Annotated in this window: 28 protein-coding genes; 13 read left to right on the forward strand and 15 right to left on the reverse strand. The window is 56.9% G+C overall.

The window, feature by feature from the left end; all coding sequences use genetic code 11:
• Positions 1-81 precede the first annotated feature (81 nt).
• Positions 82-2631: a bifunctional aconitate hydratase 2/2-methylisocitrate dehydratase gene (gene acnB, locus CFB04_RS03550; protein WP_088533999.1), complete on the forward strand. Its 2550-nt coding sequence runs from the start codon at positions 82-84 to the stop codon at positions 2629-2631.
• Positions 2632-2759: 128 nt separating this feature from the next.
• Positions 2760-3227 carry an aminoacyl-tRNA deacylase gene (locus CFB04_RS03555; protein ID WP_088534000.1) on the forward strand — a complete coding sequence of 156 codons (468 nt, stop codon included), beginning with the start codon at positions 2760-2762 and terminating at the stop codon, positions 3225-3227.
• 31 nt (positions 3228-3258) lie between these two features.
• Here the strand turns inward: CFB04_RS03555 and CFB04_RS18285 are convergent, their stop codons facing one another.
• A complete protein-coding gene (locus CFB04_RS18285) occupies positions 3259-3804 on the reverse strand; it encodes a hypothetical protein (protein ID WP_088534001.1) in 546 nt (181 codons plus the stop codon).
• Positions 3805-3957: 153 nt separating this feature from the next.
• On the reverse strand, positions 3958-4674 hold the full coding sequence (locus tag CFB04_RS03565) for an MBL fold metallo-hydrolase (RefSeq protein ID WP_088534002.1): 717 nt from the start codon (positions 4672-4674) through the stop codon (positions 3958-3960).
• 324 nt (positions 4675-4998) lie between these two features.
• On the opposite strand from CFB04_RS03565, the gene CFB04_RS03570 reads away from it, so the two are divergent.
• Entirely contained in the window at positions 4999-5511 is a 513-nt protein-coding gene (locus CFB04_RS03570) for a lipocalin family protein (protein ID WP_088534003.1), read from the forward strand.
• Between the two features lie 112 nt (positions 5512-5623).
• Here CFB04_RS03570 and CFB04_RS17785 read toward each other — a convergent pair whose 3' ends face one another.
• Positions 5624-5776 (reverse strand): hypothetical protein, encoded by a 153-nt coding sequence (locus CFB04_RS17785; protein ID WP_157698704.1) that lies wholly within the window; start codon positions 5774-5776, stop codon positions 5624-5626.
• Positions 5777-6021: 245 nt separating this feature from the next.
• Here CFB04_RS17785 and CFB04_RS03575 point away from each other — a divergent pair, with 245 nt between their 5' ends.
• Positions 6022-7719, forward strand: a complete 1698-nt coding sequence (locus CFB04_RS03575) for a TrkA family potassium uptake protein (RefSeq protein ID WP_088534004.1) — start codon at positions 6022-6024, stop codon at positions 7717-7719.
• 46 nt (positions 7720-7765) lie between these two features.
• Here CFB04_RS03575 and CFB04_RS03580 read toward each other — a convergent pair whose 3' ends face one another.
• From CFB04_RS03580 to CFB04_RS03620, 9 genes are all read right to left on the reverse strand, one after another.
• On the reverse strand, positions 7766-8197 hold the full coding sequence (locus CFB04_RS03580) for a pyridoxamine 5'-phosphate oxidase family protein (RefSeq protein ID WP_088534005.1): 432 nt from the start codon (positions 8195-8197) through the stop codon (positions 7766-7768).
• 90 nt (positions 8198-8287) lie between these two features.
• Positions 8288-9163, reverse strand: a complete 876-nt coding sequence (locus CFB04_RS03585) for an AraC family transcriptional regulator (RefSeq protein ID WP_088534006.1) — start codon at positions 9161-9163, stop codon at positions 8288-8290.
• An 84-nt stretch (positions 9164-9247) separates the two neighbouring features.
• Positions 9248-10771, reverse strand: coding sequence for a tetratricopeptide repeat protein (locus CFB04_RS03590; protein ID WP_088534007.1), 1524 nt, complete (start codon positions 10769-10771; stop codon positions 9248-9250).
• 71 nt (positions 10772-10842) lie between these two features.
• Complete coding sequence (locus CFB04_RS03595; protein WP_088534008.1) at positions 10843-11004, reverse strand: alpha helical protein; 162 nt, start codon at positions 11002-11004, stop codon at positions 10843-10845.
• A 112-nt stretch (positions 11005-11116) separates the two neighbouring features.
• The gene (locus CFB04_RS03600) at positions 11117-11368 is read right to left on the reverse strand and encodes a peptidoglycan-binding protein (protein WP_088534009.1); all 252 of its coding nucleotides are present in this window, start codon (positions 11366-11368) and stop codon (positions 11117-11119) included.
• Positions 11369-11414: 46 nt separating this feature from the next.
• Positions 11415-12248 carry an alpha/beta fold hydrolase gene (locus CFB04_RS03605; RefSeq protein ID WP_088534010.1) on the reverse strand — a complete coding sequence of 278 codons (834 nt, stop codon included), beginning with the start codon at positions 12246-12248 and terminating at the stop codon, positions 11415-11417.
• Between the two features lie 186 nt (positions 12249-12434).
• A complete protein-coding gene (locus CFB04_RS03610; RefSeq protein WP_088534011.1) occupies positions 12435-12839 on the reverse strand; it encodes a hypothetical protein in 405 nt (134 codons plus the stop codon).
• A 177-nt stretch (positions 12840-13016) separates the two neighbouring features.
• Positions 13017-14084, reverse strand: coding sequence for an ACR3 family arsenite efflux transporter (gene arsB / locus CFB04_RS03615; RefSeq protein ID WP_088534012.1), 1068 nt, complete (start codon positions 14082-14084; stop codon positions 13017-13019).
• A 100-nt stretch (positions 14085-14184) separates the two neighbouring features.
• Positions 14185-14523, reverse strand: coding sequence for a metalloregulator ArsR/SmtB family transcription factor (locus CFB04_RS03620; RefSeq protein WP_088534013.1), 339 nt, complete (start codon positions 14521-14523; stop codon positions 14185-14187).
• A 70-nt stretch (positions 14524-14593) separates the two neighbouring features.
• Here CFB04_RS03620 and CFB04_RS03625 point away from each other — a divergent pair, with 70 nt between their 5' ends.
• The 6 genes from CFB04_RS03625 (at position 14594) to CFB04_RS03645 (ending at position 22881) form a co-directional block, all read left to right on the forward strand.
• Positions 14594-14908 carry a cytochrome c3 family protein gene (locus CFB04_RS03625; RefSeq protein WP_231934358.1) on the forward strand — a complete coding sequence of 105 codons (315 nt, stop codon included), beginning with the start codon at positions 14594-14596 and terminating at the stop codon, positions 14906-14908.
• Between the two features lie 141 nt (positions 14909-15049).
• Positions 15050-15217, forward strand: coding sequence for a hypothetical protein (locus CFB04_RS18010; protein ID WP_172825431.1), 168 nt, complete (start codon positions 15050-15052; stop codon positions 15215-15217).
• A 25-nt stretch (positions 15218-15242) separates the two neighbouring features.
• Entirely contained in the window at positions 15243-16016 is a 774-nt protein-coding gene (locus CFB04_RS03630; RefSeq protein WP_088534014.1) for a 4Fe-4S dicluster domain-containing protein, read from the forward strand.
• A 170-nt stretch (positions 16017-16186) separates the two neighbouring features.
• A complete protein-coding gene (locus CFB04_RS03635) occupies positions 16187-19423 on the forward strand; it encodes a molybdopterin-dependent oxidoreductase (RefSeq protein ID WP_088534015.1) in 3237 nt (1078 codons plus the stop codon).
• 137 nt (positions 19424-19560) lie between these two features.
• Entirely contained in the window at positions 19561-20328 is a 768-nt protein-coding gene (locus CFB04_RS03640; RefSeq protein ID WP_088534016.1) for a substrate-binding domain-containing protein, read from the forward strand.
• A gap of 72 nt (positions 20329-20400) precedes the next feature.
• Positions 20401-22881 carry a methyl-accepting chemotaxis protein gene (locus tag CFB04_RS03645; RefSeq protein WP_088534017.1) on the forward strand — a complete coding sequence of 827 codons (2481 nt, stop codon included), beginning with the start codon at positions 20401-20403 and terminating at the stop codon, positions 22879-22881.
• Positions 22882-23051: 170 nt separating this feature from the next.
• Here CFB04_RS03645 and CFB04_RS17790 read toward each other — a convergent pair whose 3' ends face one another.
• A complete protein-coding gene (locus tag CFB04_RS17790) occupies positions 23052-23219 on the reverse strand; it encodes a hypothetical protein (protein WP_157698705.1) in 168 nt (55 codons plus the stop codon).
• 174 nt (positions 23220-23393) lie between these two features.
• On the opposite strand from CFB04_RS17790, the gene CFB04_RS03650 reads away from it, so the two are divergent.
• Both CFB04_RS03650 and CFB04_RS03655 read left to right on the forward strand, forming a co-directional pair.
• Positions 23394-24491 (forward strand): AAA family ATPase, encoded by a 1098-nt coding sequence (locus tag CFB04_RS03650; RefSeq protein WP_088534018.1) that lies wholly within the window; start codon positions 23394-23396, stop codon positions 24489-24491.
• A 124-nt stretch (positions 24492-24615) separates the two neighbouring features.
• Positions 24616-25119: a hypothetical protein gene (locus CFB04_RS03655; RefSeq protein WP_088534019.1), complete on the forward strand. Its 504-nt coding sequence runs from the start codon at positions 24616-24618 to the stop codon at positions 25117-25119.
• Positions 25120-25148: 29 nt separating this feature from the next.
• On the opposite strand, the gene CFB04_RS18015 is transcribed toward CFB04_RS03655, so the two are convergent.
• Together CFB04_RS18015 and CFB04_RS03660 are read right to left on the reverse strand one after the other, a co-directional pair.
• Positions 25149-25313, reverse strand: a complete 165-nt coding sequence (locus CFB04_RS18015; RefSeq protein ID WP_172825432.1) for a hypothetical protein — start codon at positions 25311-25313, stop codon at positions 25149-25151.
• A 237-nt stretch (positions 25314-25550) separates the two neighbouring features.
• Positions 25551-25835, reverse strand: coding sequence for a hypothetical protein (locus CFB04_RS03660; protein ID WP_088534020.1), 285 nt, complete (start codon positions 25833-25835; stop codon positions 25551-25553).
• A 408-nt stretch (positions 25836-26243) separates the two neighbouring features.
• On the opposite strand from CFB04_RS03660, the gene CFB04_RS03665 reads away from it, so the two are divergent.
• Positions 26244-26738 carry a response regulator gene (locus CFB04_RS03665; RefSeq protein ID WP_088534021.1) on the forward strand — a complete coding sequence of 165 codons (495 nt, stop codon included), beginning with the start codon at positions 26244-26246 and terminating at the stop codon, positions 26736-26738.
• Positions 26739-26748: the final 10 nt, after the last annotated feature.

Genomic DNA, 26748 nt, shown 5'->3' on the forward strand with positions numbered 1-26748 from the left:
GCACCCGTGGACCGGGTGAAATGAGTATTTAAGTCCCTTATTGCGGTAATTTCAGGGAACCATACAGGAGGAGGATGAGAGATGATTGAAGCGTATCTGCAGCACGAAGCCGAAAGAAAGGCGCAGGGTATCCCGGCGCTCCCTCTTAACCCGGAGCAGACAGCGGAGCTGTGCAAGCTGCTCGAAAATCCCCCGGCAGGGAAGGAAGCATTTCTTCTCAACCTGCTCAAGGAGCGCGTTTCCCCCGGCGTCGACCCCGCCGCCGAAGTGAAGGCGAAGTTCCTTGCCGAGATCGTGAAGGGCGCCAAGAAGTCCCCCCTCGTCTCAAAAAAGGAAGCGGTCCAGATCCTCGGGACGATGATGGGCGGCTACAACGTGGCACCGCTGGTCGAGGCGCTGAAGGATGCCGAGCTGGCCGACGAGGCTGCCTGCGCTCTCTCCGGAATGACGCTCGTCTATGACGGTTTCGATGCCGTTGTCGCGCTCTCCAAGTCCAACGCCGCTGCCAAGAAGGTCGTCGAATCGTGGGCCAACGCCGAGTGGTTCACCAAGCGCCCGGCCGTTCCCGAGACAATCAAGGTGAAGGTCTTCAAGGTCGAAGGGGAGATCAACACCGACGACTTCTCGCCTGCAGGCGACGCCTGGAGCCGTCCCGACATCCCCCTCCACGCTCTTGCCATGGGCAAGACCCGCTTCCCGAACCGTCTTGCCCAGATCGCCGAGTGGCGTGCAGCAGGCAACCAGGTTGCCTTCGTGGGCGACGTGGTCGGCACCGGTTCCTCCCGCAAGTCGGCCTGCAACAGCGTGCTGTGGCACATCGGCCAGGAGATCCCGGCCGTTCCCAACAAGAAGACCGCAGGCGTCATCATCGGCGGCGTCATCGCCCCGATCTTCTTCAATACTGCCCAGGATTCCGGCGCCCTCCCCATCAAGGCGGACGTGACCAAGATGAACGACGGCGACGTGATCACCATCAACACCAAGAAGGGTGAGATCACCAACGAGAAGGGTGACGTCATCTCCACCTTCAAGCTCGCCCCCAACACCATCGCCGACGAGTTCCGCGCCGGCGGCCGCATTCCGCTCATCATCGGCCGTGCAGTCACCGAGAAGGCCCGCAAGGCTCTCGGCCTCGGCGACACCGACGTCTTCACGCTGCCGGTCAACCCGGCTCCTAAAGCAGGCCAGGGTTACTCCCTTGCCCAAAAGATGGTCGGCAAAGCCTGCGGCGTAGCCGGCGTTCTCCCCGGCAGCGCCTGCGACCCGATAATGACCACTGTAGGAAGCCAGGACACCACCGGCCCGATGACCGCCGACGAGCTCAAAGAGCTCGCCTGCCTCAAGTTCCTCTCGCCGATGTTCATGCAGTCGTTCTGCCACACCGCGGCCTATCCGAAGCCAGCCGACGTGAAGATGCACAAGAACCTGCCGAAGTTCATCACAGAGCGGGGCGGGGTGCCCCTCAAGCCCGGCGACGGCGTCATCCACAGCTGGCTCAACCGTCTCCTGCTCCCCGACACCGTGGGGACCGGCGGCGACTCCCATACCCGTTTCCCGATCGGCATCAGCTTCCCGGCAGGTTCCGGCCTCGTTGCCTTCGCCGGCGCGATGGGGTTCATGCCCCTCGATATGCCGGAGTCGGTCCTCGTCCGCTTCAAGGGCAAGCTCAACCCGGGCATCACCCTGCGTGACGTGGTGAACGCCATCCCCTACTGGGCGATCAAGCAGGGCAAGCTCACCGTGCCCAAGAAGAACAAGGTCAACATCTTCAACGGCCGCATCCTGGAGATGGAAGGTCTTCCCGACCTCTCCGTGGAGCAGGCCTTCGAGCTCACCGACGCCGCCGCCGAGCGCTCCGCCGCAGCCGGCTGCATCCAGCTCTCCAAGGAGTCGGTTGCCACCTACCTGCGCTCCAACGTGGCCCTCATGAAGAAGATGATCGCCGAGGGTTACCAGGATGCCAAGACCCTCCAGAACCGCATCGACGCGGTGAACGAGTGGCTCAAGAACCCGCAGCTCCTGGAAGCCGACAAGAACGCGCAGGAGACCGGCGCTTACGCCGACGTGATCGAGATCGATCTCGCCGAGATCACCGAACCGATCCTCGCCTGCCCCAACGATCCGGACGACGTGAAGCTCCTCTCCGAGGTGGCCAACACCCCCATCCAGGACGTCTTCATCGGCTCCTGCATGACCAACATCGGCCACTTCCGCGCCGCCGCCGAAATCTGGCGTGGCCAGAAGTTCAACCCGGCCGTACGCACCTGGATCTGCCCGCCGACCCGGATGGATCAGGCCCAGCTCAAGGACGAGGCATACTTCGCCGTGTACAGCGCCATGGGCGCCCGCGTCGAAATCGCCGGCTGCTCGCTCTGCATGGGTAACCAGGCACGCGTGCCCGACGGGGTGAACATGTTCTCCACCTCCACCCGTAACTTCGACGACAGGATCGGGGACGGCGCGAAGGTCTTCCTTGGCTCCGGCGAGCTCGGCGCGATCATCACCAACCTTGGCCGCATCCCGACCAAGGAGGAGTATTTCGCAGCGATCAAGGAGAAGGTCGAGCCGAAGAAGGACGCGATCTACAAGTACCTGCAGTTCGACGAGATGCCTGAGTACGCGGGTGCCTAAGCACCGCGTGTGAGACGCTAGGTATAATCTGAGATGCAATCGACCCCCGTCCGGGCTTTCCCGGCGGGGGTTCTTTTTGATTTGCTAGATGCTGCGTCTAACGCTCAATGCATTGAAGGAATATCAATATGAACTATGAAGAGAAGCTGAATATTTTCATCGCCGCGCAAGGCCTTGCGGCGGAGCACCTTGTATTCGAGGCCTCCTGCCATTCGGTGGCCGAAGCGGCGGTGGCCGCCGGGATAACGGAGCGCGACCTGGTGAAGAGCATCTGCATGATCGGGCGCACCGGTCGCCTTATCGTTGCGATAGTGAAGGGGGAGGACCGGGCCGACCGGCGGCGGGTCGGGGACCTCCTGGGGGAGAAGGCGCCGCGGCTGGCGAAGAGCGAGGAGATTCTGGAGCGCACCGGCTACCCGTGCGGCGGGACTCCCCCCTTCGGATTTGAGGCGACCTTCATTGTGGATGAAAGGGTGATGGAGATGCCGCTGGTCTATGCTGGTGGCGGTACCGCAACGTCGCTTGTCAGGGTTGCACCGGCGGAGATTGTTCGGCTGGGCGGGATCGTGGGGGCGGTCAGGGTGCGTGAGGTGTAGCAACCGAGTGGCTAATTCTTGAATCTTGATCTCAACGTACCTCCGGATTACCTCCGGTACTAGTCCCAGCGCCCCCGTTGCCGGTGCCGCCTGTTCCGGTCCCGGTGCTGCCTTCGGAGGCCGTACCGGTGCCTGGCTGCTGGGGTTCGGTGCCGCCGGTACCGCTATCGGTCCCGGTGCTGCCGGCTTCTGTATCCTCGCTGCCGCCAGTGTCTGTGCCCTTGTCGCGGTTGTCTGTTTCCTTCTCCTTGGTGCTTTTTGCGGGTCCGGTGCCGCCAGCTCCCGTACCAGTGTCACTTAAACCGGTGCTCGGCTCGATCTTGCCGGTACTGGGGTCTTTTTTTACAGGGCCAGTTCTGACGGTGGGACTTGAAGCAGGGCCGGGCGGGGTGGTCCCAGTGGTTACACCAGGTGCAGGCGCGGGTGGTGGGTTCGTTCCGCCACTGGTGGTCCCGCTAGTGCCGCTGCCGGCCATAATGCCCCCCCAGGTCCCACTGTTAGCACCCGCGTCCAAGGCGAGCCCGGATAATGCTACCAGTGCCATGGTACTGAATATGATTCGTATGGCATTGAACATCAGGTGCCTCCTTTCGCAGGTCTTCCGTAAGAATAAGTATAGGCCGTAATCCTTAAGCTACAAGAATCCATCGGTGGTGGTTGAATGGATGTCACCGCCGCGTGCGTTCACCGATCACAATTGTCCAGTTCCTTATCCGTAGTTCCCCGCCCCTCAGTAACCCCCAAACAGCGGCCCCTCATCGAACCTGCGTTTCCAGTCGTCGTACCCGATGACGTAATTGTAGCCGCAGACGGTGGAGAGTCGCCGTCCTTGGAGGCAGTCGCGTATCCGCATGCCTCCTGCGACGGTCTGCCCCGCCAGGCCGAAGGGGTTGTACTTCATGGCGTCGCCATCGAGAAAGACGTAGTCGCAGATGAAGAGCACGTCTTCGAAGACGTACAACGTGAAGCCGGGGGTATGGCCACCGATGTGGAAGGCTTCGATGCCGTTGTGGGTGAAATTCTGTTCGAAGGTGACGTCGAAAGGGAAGGGGCGGCTGATGTCGTGGAGCGAATCTTCGCGGTGGATATGCACCTCCGCCGAAAAGTGCTCCCGGTAGAGGTTGGAGGCGCCGAGAAAATGGTGGTGGGTGAACAGGATCGCATCCGCCCGCTTCAAGGAGCTGTCGAACGATGAGGGACAGTCGACCCAGCAGGGACCGTGTGCTGTCTCGATGTGATAGGCCGCGTGCTCGAGGCCGAGCGGCGGCTGGGAGTTCAGTCGGGTTACCTTGTCGGTCACCGGCGTCCCTATGACCTTATACCGGCCGGAGCACTCCTCGGCAGTGATGAAACGGCTGCTCGCCGCACCGCAGAAAGGACAGCGGTCGGGATGAAAGCCGATCATGTTGAATCCGCAAACGAGGCAGACATACTGCTCGACCTTCATACGACCTCCTCTGCAACCGCGTCTTTCCCAGTTTTATTGCAGTTTCCCGACAACTCCTCTGAATTCCTCCTCCGTAAAGGCCCGCATCGTCTCCGCGCGAACGTTTCCGAGAGCCCCGAGCGCCAGAGAGCAAGGGAAAGTGTTGTCAAAGCAGCGGCAGAGCAGAGCCGCCAGTGGCCTGCCCCGGAACCGGTTTTCCAGCGTCACGTCTGGGCCTGACACCCTCCACCCTGAACACAAAGTATGGTGGTCAGGCTTTGCATTTGCCGTTTGGCCGCTATACTCTCTAAACTGTAATTTATCCTCCTGAAGGCAGAGGCTCCGATGCAAAAAATCCTTTTTCTTTCCCTCCTCCTTCTCACAAACGATCTTCTGGGTTCCGATCTCCCTGAGGTGCGCACCGTCCCCAGCGTCAATGTTTCCCGCTACATGGGAGAGTGGTATGAAATTGCGCGGTACCCCGCCAGGTTCCAAGAGGGATGTCTCGCTTCCAGCGCCACGTACAACCTCCGTCCCGATGGTGAGATTGATGTAATCAACAGATGTCGGGATGAAGAGGACGGGAGGCTGCGGGAGGCGAAAGGGAAGGCATGGGTTGTTGATTCGACGAGTAATGCCAAGCTCAAGGGCTCCTTCTTCTGGCCGTTCCGCGGGGATTACTGGATCATTGATCTGGGGAAGGAGTACGAGTATGCAGTTGTCGCCACCCCTGATCGAAAATATCTCTGGATCCTCGGAAGGAAGCCTGCTTTGGGAAAGGACGTCCTCGATGGAATCCTGCAGCGGCTGAAGGAGCAGCGGTTCGATCCGGAGAAGCTTATTTGGCGTAGGGATTAGGGGAGGGGAGGTATCTCCTGCAAGCGCGAGTTTGCGCGAACTCGTAAAAGGACAGGCTGCCTTGCCTGTCCTTTCGACTCCGTCTCGCGTTACATTTCACGCTTACGGTTCATCATTTCTTGAGAACTCCCCCGAGGATCTTAAGCCTCAGGATCTCGTGCTCCTCCATCCAGTGCAGGCGATGCGCCTTCACCGGGGCCGGGTGCCTTTCATCCTTTGGATGCCTTTTGAATAACCTCTGCAGCGATTTTACGAAAGATGCCATGGTGCTACTCCTTTTCCTTCCTCTCCGAGAGGCTTGCCCTGTTACTATTCTGTTTGAATTGTGTTCCTATTCTACCCCTCCTTCTCCTCCGAATTCCAGTTGTTTCAGCGGAGCGTGTCTGGAAAGTAAGATATGTCGGCTATAATTATTCCAGCCAATACTGTCGTTCCCTCGCTCCTTAAGCGCCGCCGACGTCATGTGCAGGGGCCTGGACGTCAACGCCTGCATCCTCAACAGGAGAGGCCGTGAAAACAATTGCCGGCGAGTTTGCGTTTTTCATGCGGGGAAAGGCACGTCAGAACCTGAAGGTTCTGCTCCTGTACTGCCTGTTTCTGCTTGTGATGGCCCTTACGTATGCAAAACTCTTCCAGCATTTCATGTGGACCCTGGAAGGGCGCCATTACTCCTACATTGCCGGAATCTACTGGGTGATCACGGTGATGACGACCCTCGGCTTCGGGGATATCACCTTCCATACTGACGAGGGGTACATTTTTGCCGGGATCGTGACGGTTTCAGGAGTTGTCTTCCTGCTGATTTTGCTGCCCTTCGGAATCGTCAGCATGTTCCTTGCCCCATGGATCGAGCATCGCTTGAGATTTCGTCCGGCATTGACGGTTCCGGAGGGGACAAAGGGTCACATTCTCATATTCGGAATGGATTCGGTGACGAGGGCTTTGATTCGAAAGCTTCAGGCACAGGGCATACCTTTTTTCATTACGATGGAAAAGTTCGAGGAGGTGCAGCGCCTGGAGGAGGACGAAGGGATACGGGCGGTGTACGGCAACCCTTCGGACGCGGAGGTGTTGAAGAGGCTCCTGGTTTCGCAGGCGCGGCAGATAATTGCCAATCTCGGAGATACGGATAATACCAACCTCATCCTCACCGTTCGAGCCCTCTGTGCGACGCCGATTGCGGCGATTGTGGAAGAACCGCGCTATGCGGATATTCTGAAACTGGCGGGAGCGGATCAGGTGATCCCTCTGAAACAGATTCTCGGGCACTACCTGGCTATCCGGGCTACCACGAAGGGGGCATCAGCGCACGTTCTCGACTCGTTCGGCGAACTTCTCATTGCCGAACTTCCCGTGTACGGCACCCCCTTTGCCGGTCTCCGGCTGAGCGATGCGCGCATCAGGGAAGATACGGGCATGACGATAATCGGCGTGTGGGAGCGGGGCAAAATGGTTGTTCCTACGGCGGAGACCCTCCTTCCGGAGGATGGGGTGATCGTGCTGCTGGCAAAACAGGAGCAGTTGGATGCGCTGGAGAAGATGGTGGGGGGGAGGGCCGAGGATGACCTCGTCGTGATCCTCGGCCATGGCCGTATCGGCTGCTCTGCCGCAACGTTCCTGGACAACAGGCAGATCCCGTTCGTTCTGGTGGACAAGATTGCGAGCACCGACTGCACCGAACATATCGTGGTCATGGGTGATGCTACGAGCCCTTCGCTCCTCAAGGGTGCGGCCATCGAGGATGCCAAGGGACTGATCGCCACGACGAATGACGACGGAGTGAACATATTTTTCACGCTCGCTTCACGTCACATCAATCCCCACATCCGGATCGTCGCGCGTGCAAACAGGGAAGAGAACGTGGACGAACTCTACGCGGCGGGCGCCGACTTCGTCGTTTCCAACGCCTCTGTGGGGGCTACCATCCTGATGAACATCCTCGAGAAGAAGGAGTCGGTGTTCCTTTCCGAAGGCATGCAGATCTTCCGCTATCGTGTGCCTGCCGCCATGGACGGAATGACCCTTGCCTCGTCTCGCATCCGCACGCTTACCGGGAGCACCGTCATAGCAATCCTTCCATCCGATGACACCGAAGCCGCAATTCTGCCTCCTCCGGAGACGGTGCTGAGGCAGGGGATGACATTGATGTTCGTCGGCACCTCGGAACAGGAAATTCGCAGCCGGACGCTCTTCAGGGGGAAGAGCTGAAGCAGAGATCTCTGCCTTTCGTTGCCGTCTCAATGCAGCTTTTTTATCACGGTGACGAGAGCGGCACAAACTCCTTCGGCTCGAAATTCGTCTCCATGCTCCAGGTCTGGGCGAGACATCCCTCCACCCTGAATACAGCCAGGATGTCCTTCCCCATCTGCTCCACCCATGGTTTCAGAAACTCCCGGCCGGGGCTGTTGATGATTTCTTCCGTAAAATGCGGATCCTTTATCTGTGCGGCCCTTCCTCTTACCCGCACCTGTATGTTCTTCTGCCAGTCATTGAAGCACAACTCGACCGCAGGGTTGGCGACGAGCTGGTTGCAGAGGTCTTTCATCGTTCCTGTATGGAAGACGATGCCCCTATCGTCGGCGCGGTATAGGAGCATCCCGCGTACCCGCGGTTCTCCATTTTCGGTGGTGGCGAGGAAAAACGCTGGATTTCTGTTGATGAGGTCGAGCAGTTCGTTCCGGTTCACAGTCTGCCTCCTGGTCTGTTTTTGCATCAGGATATGACGGCGGTCCGGAATTGGCTTTCGGTATTCTGCCCGATTTTTACGGAATGCTGCTCAACCTCGAGTCCTGCGGTATTCGGAGGGGGTGGTGGCGTAATGCTGCTGAAAACAGGTGGCGAAATGTGAGGGGGTGGCAAAGCCGCACCGCAGGCCGATTGCAGTGATGTTCTCGTTTCCGGCGAGAAGCAGCAGGCGGGCCTTCTGGAGACGGAGGCGGATCAGGTACTCGAGCGGAGGGTGCCCGGTCTCCTGCCGGAAGACGCGGCTGAAATGGGCGGTGGACATGGCGGCGATTCGGGCCATGTCGGCCACTTGCAGTTTTCTGTCGTAGTGGCGGTGGAGGTGCTCGATGACCCGGTGGATGTCGATGCGCTCGCCGATCCGGTCGGCCTTCTCCGGAAGGGGAAATGCCGCCCGGATGATGGAGTGGACGATCCTTGTCCCGATGGCGTCGAGCAGTACGTCGCGCCCCGGCAGCCGGGCGTCGGCTTCCTTCATGAACTCCTTGAGGAGGATGATCAGTTCCGGCCCCGGGGAAAAGCTGCGAAAGTCGAAAGGCTGTCGCGGGATCGCGGGATACCGGTAAAGTTCTTCCTCGAAGTGCTCCCGTTCCACCATTATGGCGATGTAGCGTGGGGGCGTGTCGGAGATGATTTCCTGGTGCTCCGCATCCGGGTCCATTGCCATGACCTGCCCCGCTTGGAGGATTCGTACCTCTCCGCCTGCCACCATCTTCGTCTGATCGTCGAAACCCATTACGAAAGAGTAGGCGGGATGCGAGTGGTCGGGGGTGACCGCGTAGAAACAGGGACCGACGGCGGGGACGAAGAGGGCGACCCGGCGCCCGACGAAGCACTCGACGTAGCGGAGCTGTTCCGGCGAAACGTCCCCCACGAGACTCCTGATGCAGTTGATCTCTTCGGCAATCATGCAACCCTCCAATAGTACAAACAAGCCGAACGGAACATCCCGATATATCTGATCGGGAGAATCCGAAGGCACCGGCTAAGCGATCTACCGCTGTTCCTGCGCCCTGCGCTTGAGTTCCTTTGCCACCTCGATATTCGCTCTCGCAGGCGCGGAGGTCGGATCGATCCTGAGCACCGTATCGAAGAGCTCTATCGCCCGGTCGTACTGCTCCTTGCGTCCGTAACAGATTCCCAGCTCGTTGTATGTCTCGACATTCCTGGGATTGAGTTCGAGGGCTCTTGTCAGTGCCGTTATCGCCTCGTCCACCTGATCGTCCTTCAACAGTGCGCATCCGAGGCCGTGGTGGGGGAGGTAGTGGCCGGGGGCCTTCCCCGCCGCGTCCCGCCAGAGGGTGACGCTGTTTTTCCAGACGCCGTTTCGCTCCACCGTCAAGGCTCCCCAGAAGAGGATCAGAATTGCGAAGACGGCTCCTGCAATCGTCTGTCGGTTCACCTTTGTCTGGGCCGGTGCGGAAGGCGGCGGCATGAGGAGGGCGCACAGGAAGGGGGCCGCGCCGAGGAGCGGAAAGTAGAGGTAGCGATCGTTCATCAGCGTCATGAGGGGCACGATCTGGGAGACGGGGATGAGTCCGATGAAGAAGATCGCGTACCAGAAGAAAATGGTGCGCCTGTGCAGCCACAGAGCCAATCCGACGGCGGCGAGAGCCGTGAGCAGAAGGAAGGAGAGGGCGACTTCCGCATCGATGCCGGTGCGCACGGGGGGGGCGTACCAGGCGCTCAGTTCGGTCGGCCAGAAGATCATCCCCAGGTAGCGGGCTAGTACAGGCAACATGGTGAGGGCGGTGGTGTAAAGGCTCCCTCCCGGGTAGTGGTACGCCTTGCCTCCGTCGAACTCAGGGTTCTGTGACTGCATGGAGAGGAGGGCGACAACCCCGGCGGCGGCGATGTAGGGTATGAGGTCGATCCATACGCTCCTGGATCTGTCCCTGCGGAAACAGAGGTTGTAGAGGAGCAGGATCGGCGGGAGGATCACTGCCACCGACTTGGCGAGGAGCGCGAGTATGAATGCCGCGATTGAAAGCAGGTACCAGGCGGTTCCTTTCCTTCCCCGTTGGTCGCGGTGAAGCACGTACCAGTAAATGGCGGGGAGAAAGAAGAGCATGGCCAGCACGTTCTTTCTCTGGGAGATCCACGCCACCGATTCCACCTGGAGGGGGTGGACGAGGAAGATGAGTGCGGCGAAGAAGGCCCAGAGGTGGCGGCTGTGCAGGCGGGTCAGCAGCAGGTAGAGAAGGACCCCGTTTCCCGCGTGGAGTAGGATGTTCGTGAAGAGAAAGCCCGACGCGTTCATCCCGAAGAGGGTGTAGTCGAGCATATAGGAAAGGATCTGGATCGGCGCGTAGTTCCCCGCATAATAGGTCGTGAAGGCGGTGCGTATGTTGTCCCAGGAGAAGCCGCGGACAGCCTCGTTTTTCGTGACGTAGGTGGGGTCATCCCACCCGGTGAGGAATTCGTGGTCGAGAAGCGAGCCGTAGATGGCGAAGGAGACCGCCACTAGGAGAAGGGGGGGCAGGAGCAGGCGGAGGAGTTCATAATGCTTTTCACGCATGCCGAGAACTATATTTCCGCCTGCGGAAACAATCAATCAATTTGTGCGTAAGATTCGAAGACGATAAGGGTTCAGTGGCCTTTCGGTGGTCTGTCCCGCCAGCTGAAGGTAGTGTTGCCGCAGCCCGGGCAGTTCGGTACCGTCAGTCCCTCTTCCACATGAACAAGCTCACCGCAGCGCTGACATCGAAAATCGCCGCTGTTATGGATCTCTTCACCGGCCTTTACGGTCATTGGTGTCACTCCTTCCCACGTATCAACGTGATGTCGTAATAACCTCTGCGCCGGCCCCTTCCCGGCGTGCAGGTCCGTTCTTCACCGACTTGCCGCGATGGAATTTCCCGCACTATTCGCCGAGAGATCGCTGCTGCACCTCGGCGAGCTTTCTCCAGGTGGGGCCTTCGGCTTCTATCAGGCCATTGGGGTTAGCGCTGAAGCGGCTCTGAAAATCTTTTATGGCCCTGATAGTTTCGTTCCCGCAGAGGCCGTCATCAGGTCCGGGGTCAAGGCCGGCGGTTTTAAGAAGTCGCTGCACCCTCATGACATCCTGTTTCAGGTTAGCTCCATTCTTGCCCACAGAATCCGTCAATGCGCCCATTGTATTCCTCCTGATAATCTGCAAGGGGAAGGACCGCGGGTATAGTCTAACCCTTCAGGAAATCCAGCAGTGCCCGGTTGACCTCCTCAGGGTGTGTCCAGTTAAGGCCATGGGGACCTCCCGGCACAACGACGAGCCGACTCTCTTCCGCGAACTGTTTCATCCTTGCCGCTGTGGCAGCCAGCGGCAGAGTGCGGTCGTCGTCCCCATGTATTACGAGTGTTGGAATCCGGATTTTCTTCAGATCGGACCGGAAGTCTGTCAGCCAGGAACGCACGCACTCGAAGGTACCCACAGGGGATGCTGCAGCAGCGATGTTCCAGCTGAGGTGAAGCGCTTCTTCGCTGATCCGCGTGCTCCCCAGGGATTCGGCACTGTAGAAGTTCTCCAGAAACGTGGAGAGAAAAGCGGGACGGTCCTCGATGATCGACTTCTGGATTCCGTTGAATACGCTTTCTTCTATACCCTCCGGGTTGTCCGAGGCTTTCAGCAGGCAGGGTGTGATGGCCGCCATGAAGACGGCTTTGCTTATCCGGTCGGAGCCGTGGGTGCCAAGATAGCGGGCCACTTCACCTCCTCCCATTGAGAACCCCACCAGGGTTACGTCCCGGAGATCGAGCTTCGTGATGATGGTGTGGAGATCGTTGGTGAGGGTGTCGTAGTCGTAGCCGGAAGTCGGCTTGGACGAATGGCCGAACCCTCTACGGTCATAGGTAATGACCCGGTAGCCCGAGTTCACCAGGATCGGCAGCTGCCTCTCCCAGGAGGCGCTGCTGAGCGGCCAGCCATGAATTAGCACCACCGGTTGCCCCGAGCCGTGGTCTTCGTAGTAGATGTCGATGTTGCAGGAGTTTTCCCTGCCGACCGTTATGAAGTTCATAGGCATCTCCTTTCCTTTACCCTACCTCAGAAGGGTATCACCTCCCAAGGGGAGTTCAAATGCGTCCCGGCATAGAGTCGGTGTAGGAGGTTCAACCGATCAGCCGCCGCTGCGGGTGCCGGTCGGGAGAGACGAAAAAGGGACAGGTTTTCGCCCGTCCCTTTTTTCACCCTCATTTCTTCTCGCTCAACCGCAGTTGCAGGCAGCGCACGTTCCCGTAGCGCATTTGTCGGGAATCATCCCTTCCTTGGCCCATTCGGTGATGTCTGCGGCGAAATGGAGGTATAGCTCTTTACTTCCGGAAAGAGGGATCCAGTAGGAATCGAGGACACCCCCGGCGAAGTCGAAGTAGCCGACGACCCGCTTGGCCGTCTGCTCCGAAAGCGCCTGGTTGGCCAGGCACCCTTTGTGATGTTTTTTCTCTCCCATGTCGACGCAGCGGATGCCGGTGGGATAGCCGGCGGTCTCGCCGGCGCGGTTTACGGCAAGAATCGTCCGGTCCTTGTGGACGAGCATTACGGGGAAGGGGAAGTTGTCGGTGAAGAGGTGGAAGTTACTGCGGATTTCCTCGGTGATTTCGTGTGCTGCCATGAGTGCTCCTTTTGAAGCCTTCTTTTGTACACGGGGGTACCCCGCGGTGGAAGGTTACGGTTTTGTGAGGACGGTGGAGAAATGCAGATAATTCAGGAGCACCTGATGGGCAGCTGCCTGGGGCTTAGTCGTGATGCCAGAGACGAAGAGCCTACAGGACAACTTCTTGCTGTCGATTCAAGGTTCGACTTTCAGTCCATGCGGACTGAAATGCCGGCGCTGGAACCAGAAGGCGACGTTCACGAGCCCTATCATCACAGGAACCTCCACGAGAGGCCCGATGACGGCGGCGAAGGCAGCTCCGGAATTGAGCCCGAACACAGCCACTGCCACGGCAATTGCCAACTCGAAATTGTTGCTCGCGGCGGTAAAGGCAAGGGTCGTAGTTTTGGAGTAATCCGCTCCGAGTTTTTTTCCCATCCAGAAGGAGACGAGGAACATGACGACGAAGTAGATCAGCATCGGGATTGCGATCCGGATTACGTCGAGAGGGAGCTGGACGATGAGGTTCCCCTTGAGGCTGAACATCACGACGATCGTGAAGAGGAGTGCAATCAAGGTTATCGGGCCGATGCGCGGGACGACTTCGCGGTGGTATCGATCCACGCCCATAGCCTTGACGCCAACGAACCGCGTCACCGCTCCCGCAATACATGGGATGCCGAGATAGATGAAGACGCTTTCGGCGATCTGGCCAATGCTGACATCCACGACAGCCCCGGAAACCCCGAGCAGCGGCGGGAGGATGGTTATGAAGAACCATGCATAGATGCTGTAGAAGAGGACCTGGAAAATGCTGTTGAAGGCAACAAGTCCGGCAGCGTATTCGGTGTTACCTTTGGCCAGTTCATTCCATACGATGACCATGGCGATGCAGCGGGCAAGGCCTATCATGATGAGGCCGACGAGGTACTCCGGCTTGTCATGGAGAAAGACAATGGCGAGGATGAACATCAGGACCGGACCGATCAGCCAGTTCTGCACGAGCGACAGTCCGAGAATCTTCTTGTTGTGGAATACCTCGGGCATTTCCTCGTACTTCACCTTGGCAAAAGGGGGATACATCATAAGAATGAGGCCAGCTGCGATAGGTATGTTCGTAGTCCCAACCTGAAAGAGGTTGATGAAGTGTTCAATGCCGGGGACGAAGTAGCCGAGGCCGACACCGAGAGCCATGGCTGCGAAAATCCAAAAGGTCAGCCAACGGTCAAGAAAAGACAGCTTTCGCGAGATACTTTCAGACATTACACTTCCTCCCAAATTGTCACGTAATTATATTTATTCAATGAGCTGTTTTTCCTTATTGCAATATTCGTCTGGGCGAATATACTGGCGCAAAAAAAATTCAGGCGCACCTGTTGTCGCTGCCGAATCCCGCTAACGTTTCGCGGTCTGCGATGGTTGTCTTGTTCTTGAGGAGCTGCTTTTTCAGGATGGGTATGAGCTCCCTCTGAATATCCCCGCTGCCTGCAATCGAATAATAGATCCAGAGTCCGCAACGGCGATCGTTAACCCAACCAGCCTTCCGGAGATGGCCAAGGTGGCGCGATATGGTTGGCTGAGGGAGTTTGAGCGCCGCAATGATGTCACACACACATAACTCCCCTTCCGCAAGAAGGAGAGCCAGTATTCGAAGCCGTGTCTCATCGGCCAGACTTTTGTAGAGTTGAGCGTCCTGTTTCATGGACGGAAATATATTCGCATAAGAGAATATAGTCAAGGCTATTGGGCAGCCGGATAAGGGGGAGACTAAGATGAAAGGCCTTAGGTCAAATATTGCGGGAGTGGGGTTTTTGATGTTTGCGGTCACTGCGTTTGCGGTCGTTGGCGGGGGAGACATCGTTCTCAAGGGAGGCAAAGCTGGGCCTGCGCATTTCAGTCACAGTGTACACGTCGAAGCGGCTAACACAGGCTGCAAGGAGTGCCATCCCAAACTCTACTTGGACGTGAAACAGCACAAGTCCGTAAAGATGGCAGATATGCAGAAGGGAAAATCCTGCGGAGCCTGCCACAACGGCAAAAGGGCGTTCGGCGTCAAGGGAGACTGCGCCAAGTGTCATAAAAAGTGAGGAGGAACATATGTTATCCAAGAGACAGCAGGAAGCTTATGTAAATTTTTATGATTCCGCTCGAAAGAATACTTCCTTGAGCCAAAGGTGACCTTGATGGTCCATTTTGCAGCCGCTATTTCTCAAGGATGCTACCCGTGAATGGAGCACTACCTTGGCGTTGCCAAGGAAGAAGGGTTAACAGAAGATGAGATCGGTGCGGTCCAGGCAATTGTGATGGCAGTTTCTGCAGGGAAAGTTAATGCCCAGGTGCGAGAGGCCGCGACTCGGCAGGCCGCTAAAGAAAAGAAAAGATCATTGCAGTCATAGATAAGAAAACAACCAGGAGGGCTTCATGGAGAAGGATGTTTTGGTCAGGATGCAGGAAGACCTGGAGCGGGCTCTGAAAAAACCTGCCGAGAAGCGACGATGGGCGATGCTTCTCGATACGCGCAAGTGCACGAAATGCAGCGCCTGCACCGTTGCCTGCGCGTCTGAAAACAAGCTTCCTCCGGGGCAGTGGTACCGCCCGGTATGGGAAGAAGAGAAGGGAACCTACCCGAAATTGCAGCGGATAGCACTTCCGAGGCCCTGTCTCCAGTGCGACAAGCCGCCATGCGTATCGGTATGCCCGGTGAAAGGTCCTGACGGCGCGACATGGAAAGAGACCAAAGGGATTGGCGCCGGCATCGTTCCGATCAACTATGCCAAATGCATCGGATGCGGCAAATGCGTACCCGGCTGCCCTTACGGCGCACGGTTTCTCGACAATGGAAAATTCCATACTGAGGGAGCACCCCGGATCGAGAAGTATGAAACAATGCCTTCATTCGAATATGGCAAGAACTGGCCTCGCCAGGGAAAGAACCAGCCGGTGGGTAACGCCCGCAAGTGCCACTTCTGCATGCATCGTCTTGCGAACGGTATGCTTCCGCAGTGTATCAGTTCCTGCGTCTGCCGCATGGGATACTTCGGTGACGAGAATGACGCAGAAAGCCTCATCGCCCAGACCATAAAGGCGAACAAGGCAAACCTTCAGATCCTCAAGAAGAACCTGGGAACGCTCCCCCGCGTCTACTATCTGGGGCAGACGGACCTGTCCATCTTCAACAAGCACCTGAAAGCCTGACAAGGCTGTTGAAAAACAGCCGTCTCGCCGGCGTCCTTGAAAGGCGCCGTTTGCGTCGTAGCGGTGCACTGCTGTGCTTGCGTGGGGCTTCTATGGGTCGACGATCTGACTGTTTTTGAACAGCCCGACATTTGAATAAATGGGCTGTGACATAATTTGCGGAGGGAAAAATGGCTGACAAAATGGCTGATACTATAAAAGAAGAAAAAGCAGGCGTCTCACGTAGAAAATTTTTAAAAACTTCGGCAGTGGTTGGTTGTGGAGCACTCGTCGCATCGCAGCTCGACTTCGCGCGTGGCCTGATCGCGCGGGTAGAGGCGGGAGAAATCTCGCCGTTCGACGCGTACGAATTGATGAAGGCTGAGAATACGCTCTACACCGTGTGCCTGAACTGCAATACCGGCTGCGGGATCAAGGTCAAGATCATGGATGGCGTCGCGGTCAAGATCGACGGCAACCCCTACAATCCGTTCACGCTGCATCCGCATCATCCCATGAAGGCCGAACTCTCTAAAATGGCCAAGGTGGACGGGGCGATATGTCCGAAGGGTCAAGCGGCGCACCAGGGTGCCTATGACCCTTACCGGATTCGCAAGGTGCTGAAGCGTGCCGGGAAGCGTGGTGAAGGGAAATGGATTTCAGTCCCCTTCGATCAGGCAGTGGACGAGATAGTGAATGGCGGACTCCTTTTCAAGCACGTTCCGGGAGAGGAAAACCGGCTCGTGACGGGTCTGAAGGACGTATATGCGTTGAGGGACCACAAAGTGTACGAGGAGATGGCAGCCGATGTAGCCGCGATCCGCAAAAAGAAGATGACGGTTGCAGATTTCAAGGCGAAGCACGCCGCAAACCTGGACAAGCTCATTGATCCGGAACACCCCGATTTCGGGCCCAAGAACAATCAGTTCGTCTACTTCTGGGGGCGAAAGAAGGGCGGACGCAGCGATTTTTCCAAGCGCTTCACGGAGCAGTTCGGTACCGTCAACACCCACGGACACACCACCGTGTGTCAGGGCTCCCTCTACTTCGCCTGCAAGGCTATGAGCGAGCAGTACACCGGCAGCGACTTCAAGGAGGGGCAGAAGTTCTACTGGCAGACCGACCTTGAGAACGCCGAGTACGTTCTCTTCGTCGGCTCAAACCTCTTCGACGGGAACTACGGCCCACCGAACCGCACCCCGCGGCTCATTTCGCGGCTCGTGGAAGGGAAGACCAAGTGCACTGTCCTCGATCCCCGTTTTACCAAACTCGCCGCCAAAGGAAACAGGTGGGTTCCCATCCTCCCCGGCACCGATGCCGCCTTCGCCATGGGGATGACTCGGTGGATACTGGAGAACAAGCGGTTCGATGCCAGATACCTTGCAAACTGCAACAAGGCTGCTGCGGCTGCGGACAAGGAATCGACCTGGTCGAATGGTGCTTGGCTCGTGAAGCTGGACAAAGAGGGCAAGCCGACGACATTCCTTCGGGCGTCGGAAATCGGGCTGAAGGCCAAGGAAGTGCGCAAGGACAAGGACGGGAAGGATTTCGACTTTGAATACCTCGTGGCGATGAAGGACGGGAAGCCGGTGGCCTTCGATCCCAACGACGATAAGGAGGCGGTGGAGGGAGAACTTTTCGTCACGGCAGAGATCCCGGCGGAGAAGGGGCCTGTTAAAGTTAAGAGCTCGCTTCAGATCATGCTGGAGGCTGCGCAGGAGAAGAGTCTGGCCGATTACGCCAAGATCTGCGGCATCGATCCGGGCGTCATTGAGGCGACGGCAAAGGAATTTACATCATTCGGGAAGAAGGCGTCGGTGGATATGCACCGGGGGCCTGCCCAGCACACCAACGGTTTTTACAACATCGGGTCGTTGATGAACCTCAACCTTCTGGTGGGCAACTTCGACTGGAAGGGGGGAATGATTGCCCCTTCGACCTACAATGCCGACGGTACCAAAACCGAGAAGCAACCCTTCAACTTCAAGAAGATAACTCCTAAGGGGCCAAAGGCATTCGGGCTTTCGGTCATCCGCCATGATGCCAAGTACGAGGAGTCGACGCTCTTCAAGGGGAAGGAGAGCTATCCCGCCAAGCGCAACTGGTGGCCGCTTGCGTCAGATGTGTATGAAGAGATCCTCCCCTCCATCGCCGATGCCTATCCTTACCCCGTAAAGGTAATGTTCTCCTACATGGGTGCGCCAACCTATTCACTTCCGGCAGGTCATACGAATATCGACGCACTCACGAATCTCGACAGGCTTCCCCTTTACTTCGCCAGCGATATTCTGGTCGGTACGACTTCCATGTACGCCGACTATATCTTCCCCGACCTTCACTTTCTGGAGCGCTGGGAAATGCAGGGCTCACACCCCAACATGCCGGTGAAGGTCCAGCCGCTGCGGAATCCGGTCATTGCTTCCCCCAACGAGGTGGTGAAGGTGTTCGGAGAAGAGCAGCCGATCTCCTACGAGACGCTGTGGCTTGCTCTGGCCGAACGGTTGGGGCTTCCCGGCTTCGGCCCGAACGGCTTCGGCCAAAGGCAGCCGCTTGCCCGTCCGGACGACTTCTACCTGCGGATGGTGGCGAACCTCGCCAATGACGGGAAGGAGCCGGTTCCTGATGCCTCTTCGGAAGAGATCGAAATATTCCTGAAAGGGAGGCGTCACCTGCCGAAGAACGTGTTCGATCCGGAGAGATGGAAGGCCGTCTGCGGAGGCAACTGGGCCAAAGCCGTCTATGTTCTTAATCGTGGCGGACGCTTCGACACCCAGGAGAACTCCTATAAAGGTGATCACGTAGCCAACAAGTACGGCAAGCAGATCAACCTCTATCAGGAGAAGACGTACAAGTGCAAGGATGCCTTCACCGGGAAAAACTACTACGGTATGGCGCGGTATGTGCCCGTCGCGGATACGCTGGATAAAGCCCCGACCGAGCTTTCCAAAGGTTACGACCTGCACCTCATCACCCAGCGGGACATCCGGATGACCAAGTCCCGTACTATCACCCATCAGTACCTGACGGAGATGATGCCGGAGAACGAGATCATTCTTAATACCGGGGATGCCAAACGCTTGGGAATCAAGGACGGGCAGAAGGTAAAGGTGGTCTCGGCTACGAATCCGGAAGGTGTGTGGGACCTGAAAAACGGGACGAAGAAACCGATGGTCGGCAAGGTGAAGGTGACTGAGACTATCCGGCCCGGCATCATCACCTTCACCCTCGGCCACGGCATGTGGGCTACCGGGGCGGACGACATGGAGATCGACGGCAAGGTCGTGAAGGGTGATCCGCGCCGCGCCCGTGGGGTGCATGCAAATGCCGCAATGTGGACCGACCCGCATCTGAAGAACACCTGCATGATAGACAAGGTGGGGGGTAGCGTCTCCTTCTACGACACAAAGGTGAAGCTGGTAAAAGTTTAGTAACGGAAACGTTAAAAACCAGTCACTTGACGGGCTCCTGCATGGGGAGCCCGTTTTTTTTTAAGTATGGAGCTAAAGTCGAATGAGTATACACCGATTCGCCTTAAAGATATTTTATCCTAAGGAGGATGTCATTGATGAAAAAGTACATCTCATTACTTGCCTGTGCCCTGCTCGCGACTGCCGCTGTCGCCCAGGCGGAAACCGTCAAGCTGCACGGTTCGACTACCTGCCAGAAACGTATCTTCGAGCCGGGCAAGGAGGCACTAAAGAAAGCAACCGGAATCGATCTGGAGCTCGTCGGTAACGGCACCGGCAACGGACTCGAAGACCTAGTGGCAGGCAAGGCTGATGCATCCATGGCTTCGGAAGAACTGGCGGACGCCGTGGCAAGCATGAAGGCCGCCACCGGCAAGGATGCCCCGGCCGACCTCAAGCCCAACGTCATAACAAGCGACGTCATCAAAGTCATCGTCAACCCGGCCAATCCGGTTTCGAAACTTTCCAAGGACCAGCTCAAAGGGCTTCATACCGGAACCATCGACAACTGGAAAGAAGTCGGCGGTGCGGACCAGCCCGTCATCGTCGTTACCTCTCATGCCGGGTCCGCTACCCGCAAGGTGTTTTCCAAGGTAATGATGGATAACGCCAAATACGTCGACGGCGCCATCGAGGTGAAAACCACCCGTGAAGAAATCGATAACGTCGGTCAGCTCCCGGAGGCGATCGGGGCGGTGAGCATGGGATTCATAAACCTGCCTGGTAACAAGGAGAAGGTGAAGATAGTGGAGACTCCGGAGATCAGCCGGCCGCTGATGCTGATTACCCGTGGCGAGCCTTCGGCAAAGGTGAAAAAGGTACTCGACTTCTTCACGGGTGAAGGGAAGAAGTACATCAAGGATTAGTGAACCGATGCCTTAACGCAGGGGGGGCGGCAACGTCCCCCCTCCACGCAATGTAGTCTGGGAAAGAGCTCGATGACCATCAAGACAAAACTTTTCGCCAATATGTTTCTGACAATCGCCGGCATCGTGATCATCGCCGGCTTCAGCTTGGCCGGCATGCGCTTCGTGCAATCCAAGCTGTCTGTTCTGACGGAAAAGTCGACTCCATATCAGCTGAAGACCATCGAGTTGCAACGCGCAGTGCAGGAACATACCTCTAACCTCCTCAAGCTGGTCGGCTCCACGTCACCTCAAGAGCTGGCTGCAGCACGAAGCGATCTGGAAAAAACGCTGGCGGAGGTAACGAATATTTCTACGGAGCTCGCCTCTTTCAAGGGAAATGCGTCCGTCGAAGGAACGGAGAAGCAGCATCTTGATGAACTGGCCGCCATTACGGCCGATCTTATCCGGACCGTAGGTGAGAAGCTCAAGGCACGGGAAGAGGCCGGGAAGGCCGATCTTCTTATGAAAGGAAAGCTTCAGCAGATCAGCCAGAAGCTTAAGGAGATGGACGGAGCCATGAAAAAGCTCCAGAAGGGTTCCATGACCCAGCTCTCCACCTCCAACGAAAGCGTGAAGCAGATCAGCCAGCGTGTGAAGAATGTCCAGGCCACGATGAACGCCATCAACGACGTCAAGATGGCCCTGCTCCAGGTTGCCGCCGCCGAGAACAAGACCGGGGTCACGGTCGCCCGTAGCCAGTACACGGTGGCCTCCCGGTGGGTGACGACAGGCGCCTTGGCTAAAGCCGAAAAGGACACCGCTGCCGTAAAAAGTCTTATGGATGGCATCAACGAAATAACGAAGCAGGTAACCGGCCCTGGTGGCCTTATCGAGACCAAGAACGCCATCATCGCAGCTCCTACCGAAGACCTCAAGAAGCACTTCAATGAGACACACGCGGCAGCCTTGCAGAAGCTGGCCCAGATGACGGTCATCATGGGGGACCTGGTCGAGAAGGCGGCGGAAGTCAACACAAGTGAGAACAAGCGGTTCGAGGACTCTTTAAAGGGCTCCGAATCTGCAAGTTCAGTAATGTCGATGAACTCCGACCTCGTAGCCATAGGAGGGGATATCAGAAGCCTCACCAGGGAACTTTTCGATGCGGAAAATGCGCAGGAACTCGCAACGGTGCGTGCCGAGCTTGAGCGAAAGTTCGCCCAAGCTGATGCAGTGCGTGCGAGAGTGCAGTCCGGCTACGGGTCTCAGGTGCGCCAACTTCGGGATGTGCTCGGCTCGCTCCAGGAGATACGCAGTCTCCTGCTGGCCAAGGACGGGGTTGTCGTCAAGCTGCAGCATTCCCTCGACGTAACTCGGCAGGCACAGGCCCTAAACGAGAAGCTCAAGGGTGTTGTGGCTGCCCAGCGGGAAGAGGGCAGGAAAGGGATGACGAGCGCCCAGGAGGAACAGAGCAAAGCTGTTAAATCCGTAAATACGGTCTTCCGTTCCAACATCGCCACGGTAAGCATCATCGGTCTGGTGGTGCTCATACTCGGGATTGCCTTCAGTGTCCTCCTCGTGAGAAGCATCACTAAGCCGATCAAGGCATTGAGCGATATGGCGGAAAAATTCGGCAACGGAGATTTCAGTGTACATCTTGATGACAAGCGCAAAGACGAGTTCGGTCAGCTGGCAAGTCATTTCAACAGTGCTGTGGTGCGGCTGAAGGAAATCACGGGAGGATTGCGGCAGGCGATCAACAATCTTGCGGATCATTCCAGGGATCTCACGCAGACAGCGGAGGAGCTGAACCGCGGAGCCCAGCAGCAGGCAAGCCAAGTCGCCCAGGCGGCCACGGCAATGACCGAAATGAACCAGACTATCCAGGAAGTTGCTGCCAATGCTGGCAATGCTGCGCAAGCGACCTCCAACTCTCTTTCCATAGCTTCAGGGGGAAAGGAGACCGTCGGGAACACAGTGAATGGTATGGAAGAGATAGCCAAGGCGGTTCGGGATACTGCCCAGAGCATAAGCCAGCTCGGTACCAGCTCCGAACGGATCGGCGATATTGTCAACACAATCAACGAGATCGCGGACCAGACGAACCTGCTGGCGCTGAACGCGGCAATTGAAGCGGCCCGCGCCGGGGATGCCGGTATGGGGTTTGCCGTGGTTGCAGATGAGGTGCGAAACCTTGCGGAGCGAACTACGCAGGCAACCAGCGAGATAGGCGGCATGATCCGGGAGATCCAGTCCCAGACTAAGCAGTCGGTGGTTTCGATGCAATCCGGAACTCGGCGTGTCGAGGAGGGAGTAGCTCTTGCAGGCGAAGCGAAGGACGCCTTGGAGAAAATTGTAGATGCCTCGAGCCAGGGAGCCGATATGGTTACGCGAATTGCCACTGCTGCCGAGCAGCAGTCAGCGACTGCTTCCGAGGTCTCGGCCAGTATGGAAAAAATCGAGGACATTACCCGTTCGACGGAATCAGCTACGGGGGAAATCAACCGTGCGGCACAGGAGCTGGCTGGGTTGGCGGATAACCTTAACAAAATGGCAGGTTGGTTTAAATGTTGATTCCTTGAATAAGAGAGATTTGTAACTTAAAAGACCGTAAAAGGCCCGTGAGTTCCACGGGCCTTTTCACGCTTTAAAGGTCTCACCGAAGCATTCCAGCGAGCCGCCCGTAAATTACGCTCCTCATCGCCGATACAGGACGCACTCCCGTGGCGGCTTGCGGTTAGCACCTAGTCGAACATGGCAATGCATGGTTCCATGAACATCATTTCAAGTTCGGTGGTATCAAGTTCATCCTCTTTTCCGGGAGTGGTGTCCGTATCTGCCAAATAGGTGCACCCGCCTTCGAAACACCAGTTGAGGTTCAGATCTGTGCTTTCAATGTTCATGTCTCTCATGGCTGGCCCCTCCTTCCTTTGAAATGATTATAGCACAATTTGAATATCAATTTCACACCTCTCGCTTTGCCCATCCGAACTGTATACCGTAACTTCGGTATACATTATTGTCTTCCGAATCCAGCCGCTTTATCGTATCGATACAACAGTAAAGACGCGTAGGGGGAACACGTAATGTGCAAAAAGATTTTCGTCGCTGCTACCGGGCAGCATTGCGGCAAGACAACTATCAGCATCTCTCTGCTTCACCTGGCCCGGCAGATGTACGGCCAGGTAGCTTTCATGAAGCCAATAGGCCCGAAATGCATGACATTCAACGACATTGTCGTAGACAAGGACGCTGCCCTGATGGCAGGCATCTACGGGCTGGAGGAGGATATCGCCTTCATGTCTCCGGTGGTTCTGGGCCGCGGGTCGACAAAACAGTACCTAGACGGGCTGCAATCCAGGGAGGCTGCTGAGGAGCGGATACGGGAAGCCTGCAACAAACTTGAGAGCAAGTCGGAGTTTCTCGTGGTGGAAGGGTCGGGGCATGGCGGAGTCGGGTCAGTGATCGGGCTCAATAATGCACGTGTTGCGCGGGCCGTGGATGCCCCGGTGGTGATGGTCGCCGGTGGCGGTATCGGCAACGTCATAGACGCAGTGGAATTGAACCTTCCCCTTTACGAGCGGGAAGGGGTGGAGGTGAAGCTTCTCCTCGTGAACAAGCTCTTGCCGGAGAAGCGTGAGGAGTCGCTTTCATACCTGCGGAAGGCTTTTGCCCCAAGGGGTCTTATGGTGGCAGGCGCCTTCGATTTTTCTCCAGTGCTCGCCGATCCGACCCTCGCTCACATCTCACGGCTTCTCGGGCATCCGCTTCTAGGCGACACCTCGCAGCGAAACAGGATCATTCACCACATCCAGCTCGGCGCGGCATCCTCGCAAAAGGTAGTGGACGGGCTCCTCCCCTCGACTCTACTAGTCACCACCAGCTCCCGCGATGAACTCATCGTCACCATCTCCTCCCTCTACCACATTCCCGAATACCGAGAGAGGATTGCCGGGCTCGTCATCCCGGGGCACGCGCCGATCTCCCCTATAACCCAGCAGATCCTCACTGAGAGCGGGGTCCCGTATTTAAGGATTGTCGAGACGACGGCGGAGGTTTTTTCAAAGGTGACTGATCATGTATCGAAGATAAGTGCCGATGACCGGGAAAAAATCGATCTCATCAGGTCTTCTGCGGAAAGGGTCCTGCGAGGGGGGGTGGTGGAGGAGCTCCTTAAGGCGTAAGTTCTTCCGGGAGTCTGTGGATCAGATTGAATCTCTATCGAAATAGAGTGGGGTGGGAGGCGCAGTTGCGACTAAGGTGTTACAATTTGCGTGTTAGTTTCGAACTTTCATCAGGAGGCCTGTCGTGACGAGGAACCTAGAGACGAGACGGGTAAAGGAGGCGGTGGAGCTACAGGTCACTGCGGTCAAGATGTTTGCTGCACGACTCTCGGCACGCGACACTGCGGGGCTGGAATCTGATTTCGCGGAGCTCGAGCGGGCAGTGGCCGACCTTCGGGGGGTGGTGGAGTCCCTTCCGCACGTCCACCATTCGGGCAATGGAGGGAAGGGGATCGAGACCGGTGGCGGCAAGGATGCGCTGGAACCTCAGGTAAGCGCGGTGCAGGCGTCGGCATCGCGGCTGTCGGCACAAGATACCGACAGTCTCGACTCCGATCTCTTCCAACTGGAGCGGGCAGTCGCAGGGCTTCGCGGGGTTTTCGAATCAATGCCGGAAACCCACCTGCGGGAGTCCTCCCCCGGGGCTCCGGCAGCCTCGCCTGCAACGACTCGTCCCGAGCGGGAAGCTAAGGGTGCGGAGACTGCGGACGGAACTCAGAGGCACCGTGACAAGCCAAATGAATTCTGAGCATTCTCCCTGCTTCCGGGTCGGGATGGTTATCTCTTCGAGCCGGTGTGTTTTACGCCTGTGATGATCGCGATGCCGACGAGGATCAGGACGGCGATGCCGATGTGGCTAGATTTCACCCCGGCAAGGAGCAGAGCCCAGACGATTCCCCCGATGACGAAGGCGTAGCCGATGAGGTAGAGGACGAGCGACATTGCGACTTCTCCACATAAGGATGTGTGGTATCTGCTATGGACCAGCCGGTACGGGTACTGGTTGAATAAACTATATCAACCCTTCACGAGTGGTCAAAGCAGGCCGAACAGATTCTCTCTTTGCTGAGGGAGTGTCAATAACAGGTTCAGGTTGAATCAACGGTGCGGAGTGGGATTGAAAAGGGAGAGTGCTTCGGCAACAAGCCTCTCCCGTTTTTCAATATTGTGCTGATTCCATCAGCCTCCCAGTGTAAGATGTCCCAATGTGGCTTCTGCATCATCCAGTTTTTGCTTCAATATTATCAACTCTCTGATAGTGTAGACAGCTGTACCCCTGGAGATTTCTAAATTAAGCTTCGATATCCGGGACTGGATGCTGTCCACTTCCTGTCCACAGTTTCTGACTAGCATCTGACATTCCTTTATGCACTTCTCGTCATGCCCTACATGAGCATGCTCAACCGCCATAGCCGTACCTGTTCCAATAAAAGATGCCGCCAGAAGCATGATGATCTTTTTCATTTTTCACTCCTTGTAAATATTTTTGGCTGCTAATTCAGCACCCGTTTACTACTTATAAAAGCATCAGGCGTGCCATTTTCCAATTACCTGAAATTGCAGCCATTTTTCTGTCTTGTTTCGTTTTATGAACAATAATCTTCTTTACACTGGATGATATTCGACAATGGATTTTCAGGGATCACATATCGCTGAGGTCGCTCCCGGCTGTTCCACTCCTTTTCCCCCATCCATACAAACACCTCTCCATCCTTCCTGACATAGGTCGTGCGGCCTTTACTGCTGTTCTGTTCTTGCGGTTTCGAGCTGACGTGCTGTCCACTACCTCCCCTCCTTTTTACCGGTCTCTTGGTGGACGGTATCCAGAATCGAGATATTATTAGGAAGGAAATCGGAAACAGACTTTCCTTTATGGGAAGACGCCTCGATGTTTTCGTGCCGAAATGGGGAGGGCTCCCTTCGTCAGCGCAGGGATTGCGGGAGTGGAAGTGGATGGAAGAGCAACTTGCATGCGAGACGGTAAAACCGCTGATTCTTGTGGCGGAAGATGACGCCATGGCAGGCGAGCTTGTCAGGGATGTGCTCGAAATGTGGGGGTTCGACACAAATCTGGCACGTAACGGCGAAGACGCAGTGGACCTGTGGGAACAGCGGCATTACGACTTGATACTGATGGATATACAGATGCCGAAGCTTGATGGTATCAGTGCGACCTCGTTGATCCGGCAGAAGGAAAAAGAACGCGGAGGTCATACACCGATTGTGGCATTTACCGCCTTCGCCTTTGGCAAGGACAGGGAGAGATGTCTCGCTGCCGGTATGGATGCATATCTGACCAAGCCGCTTGACTTCTCCGAAGGAAAGCGGGTCATAACGGCACTTATCGGCAGGTCCGGGACTTCCTGATTCGGCTGAT

It is taken from the genome of Geobacter sp. DSM 9736 (assembly GCF_900187405.1).
GTDB lineage: Bacteria > Desulfobacterota > Desulfuromonadia > Geobacterales > Geobacteraceae > DSM-9736.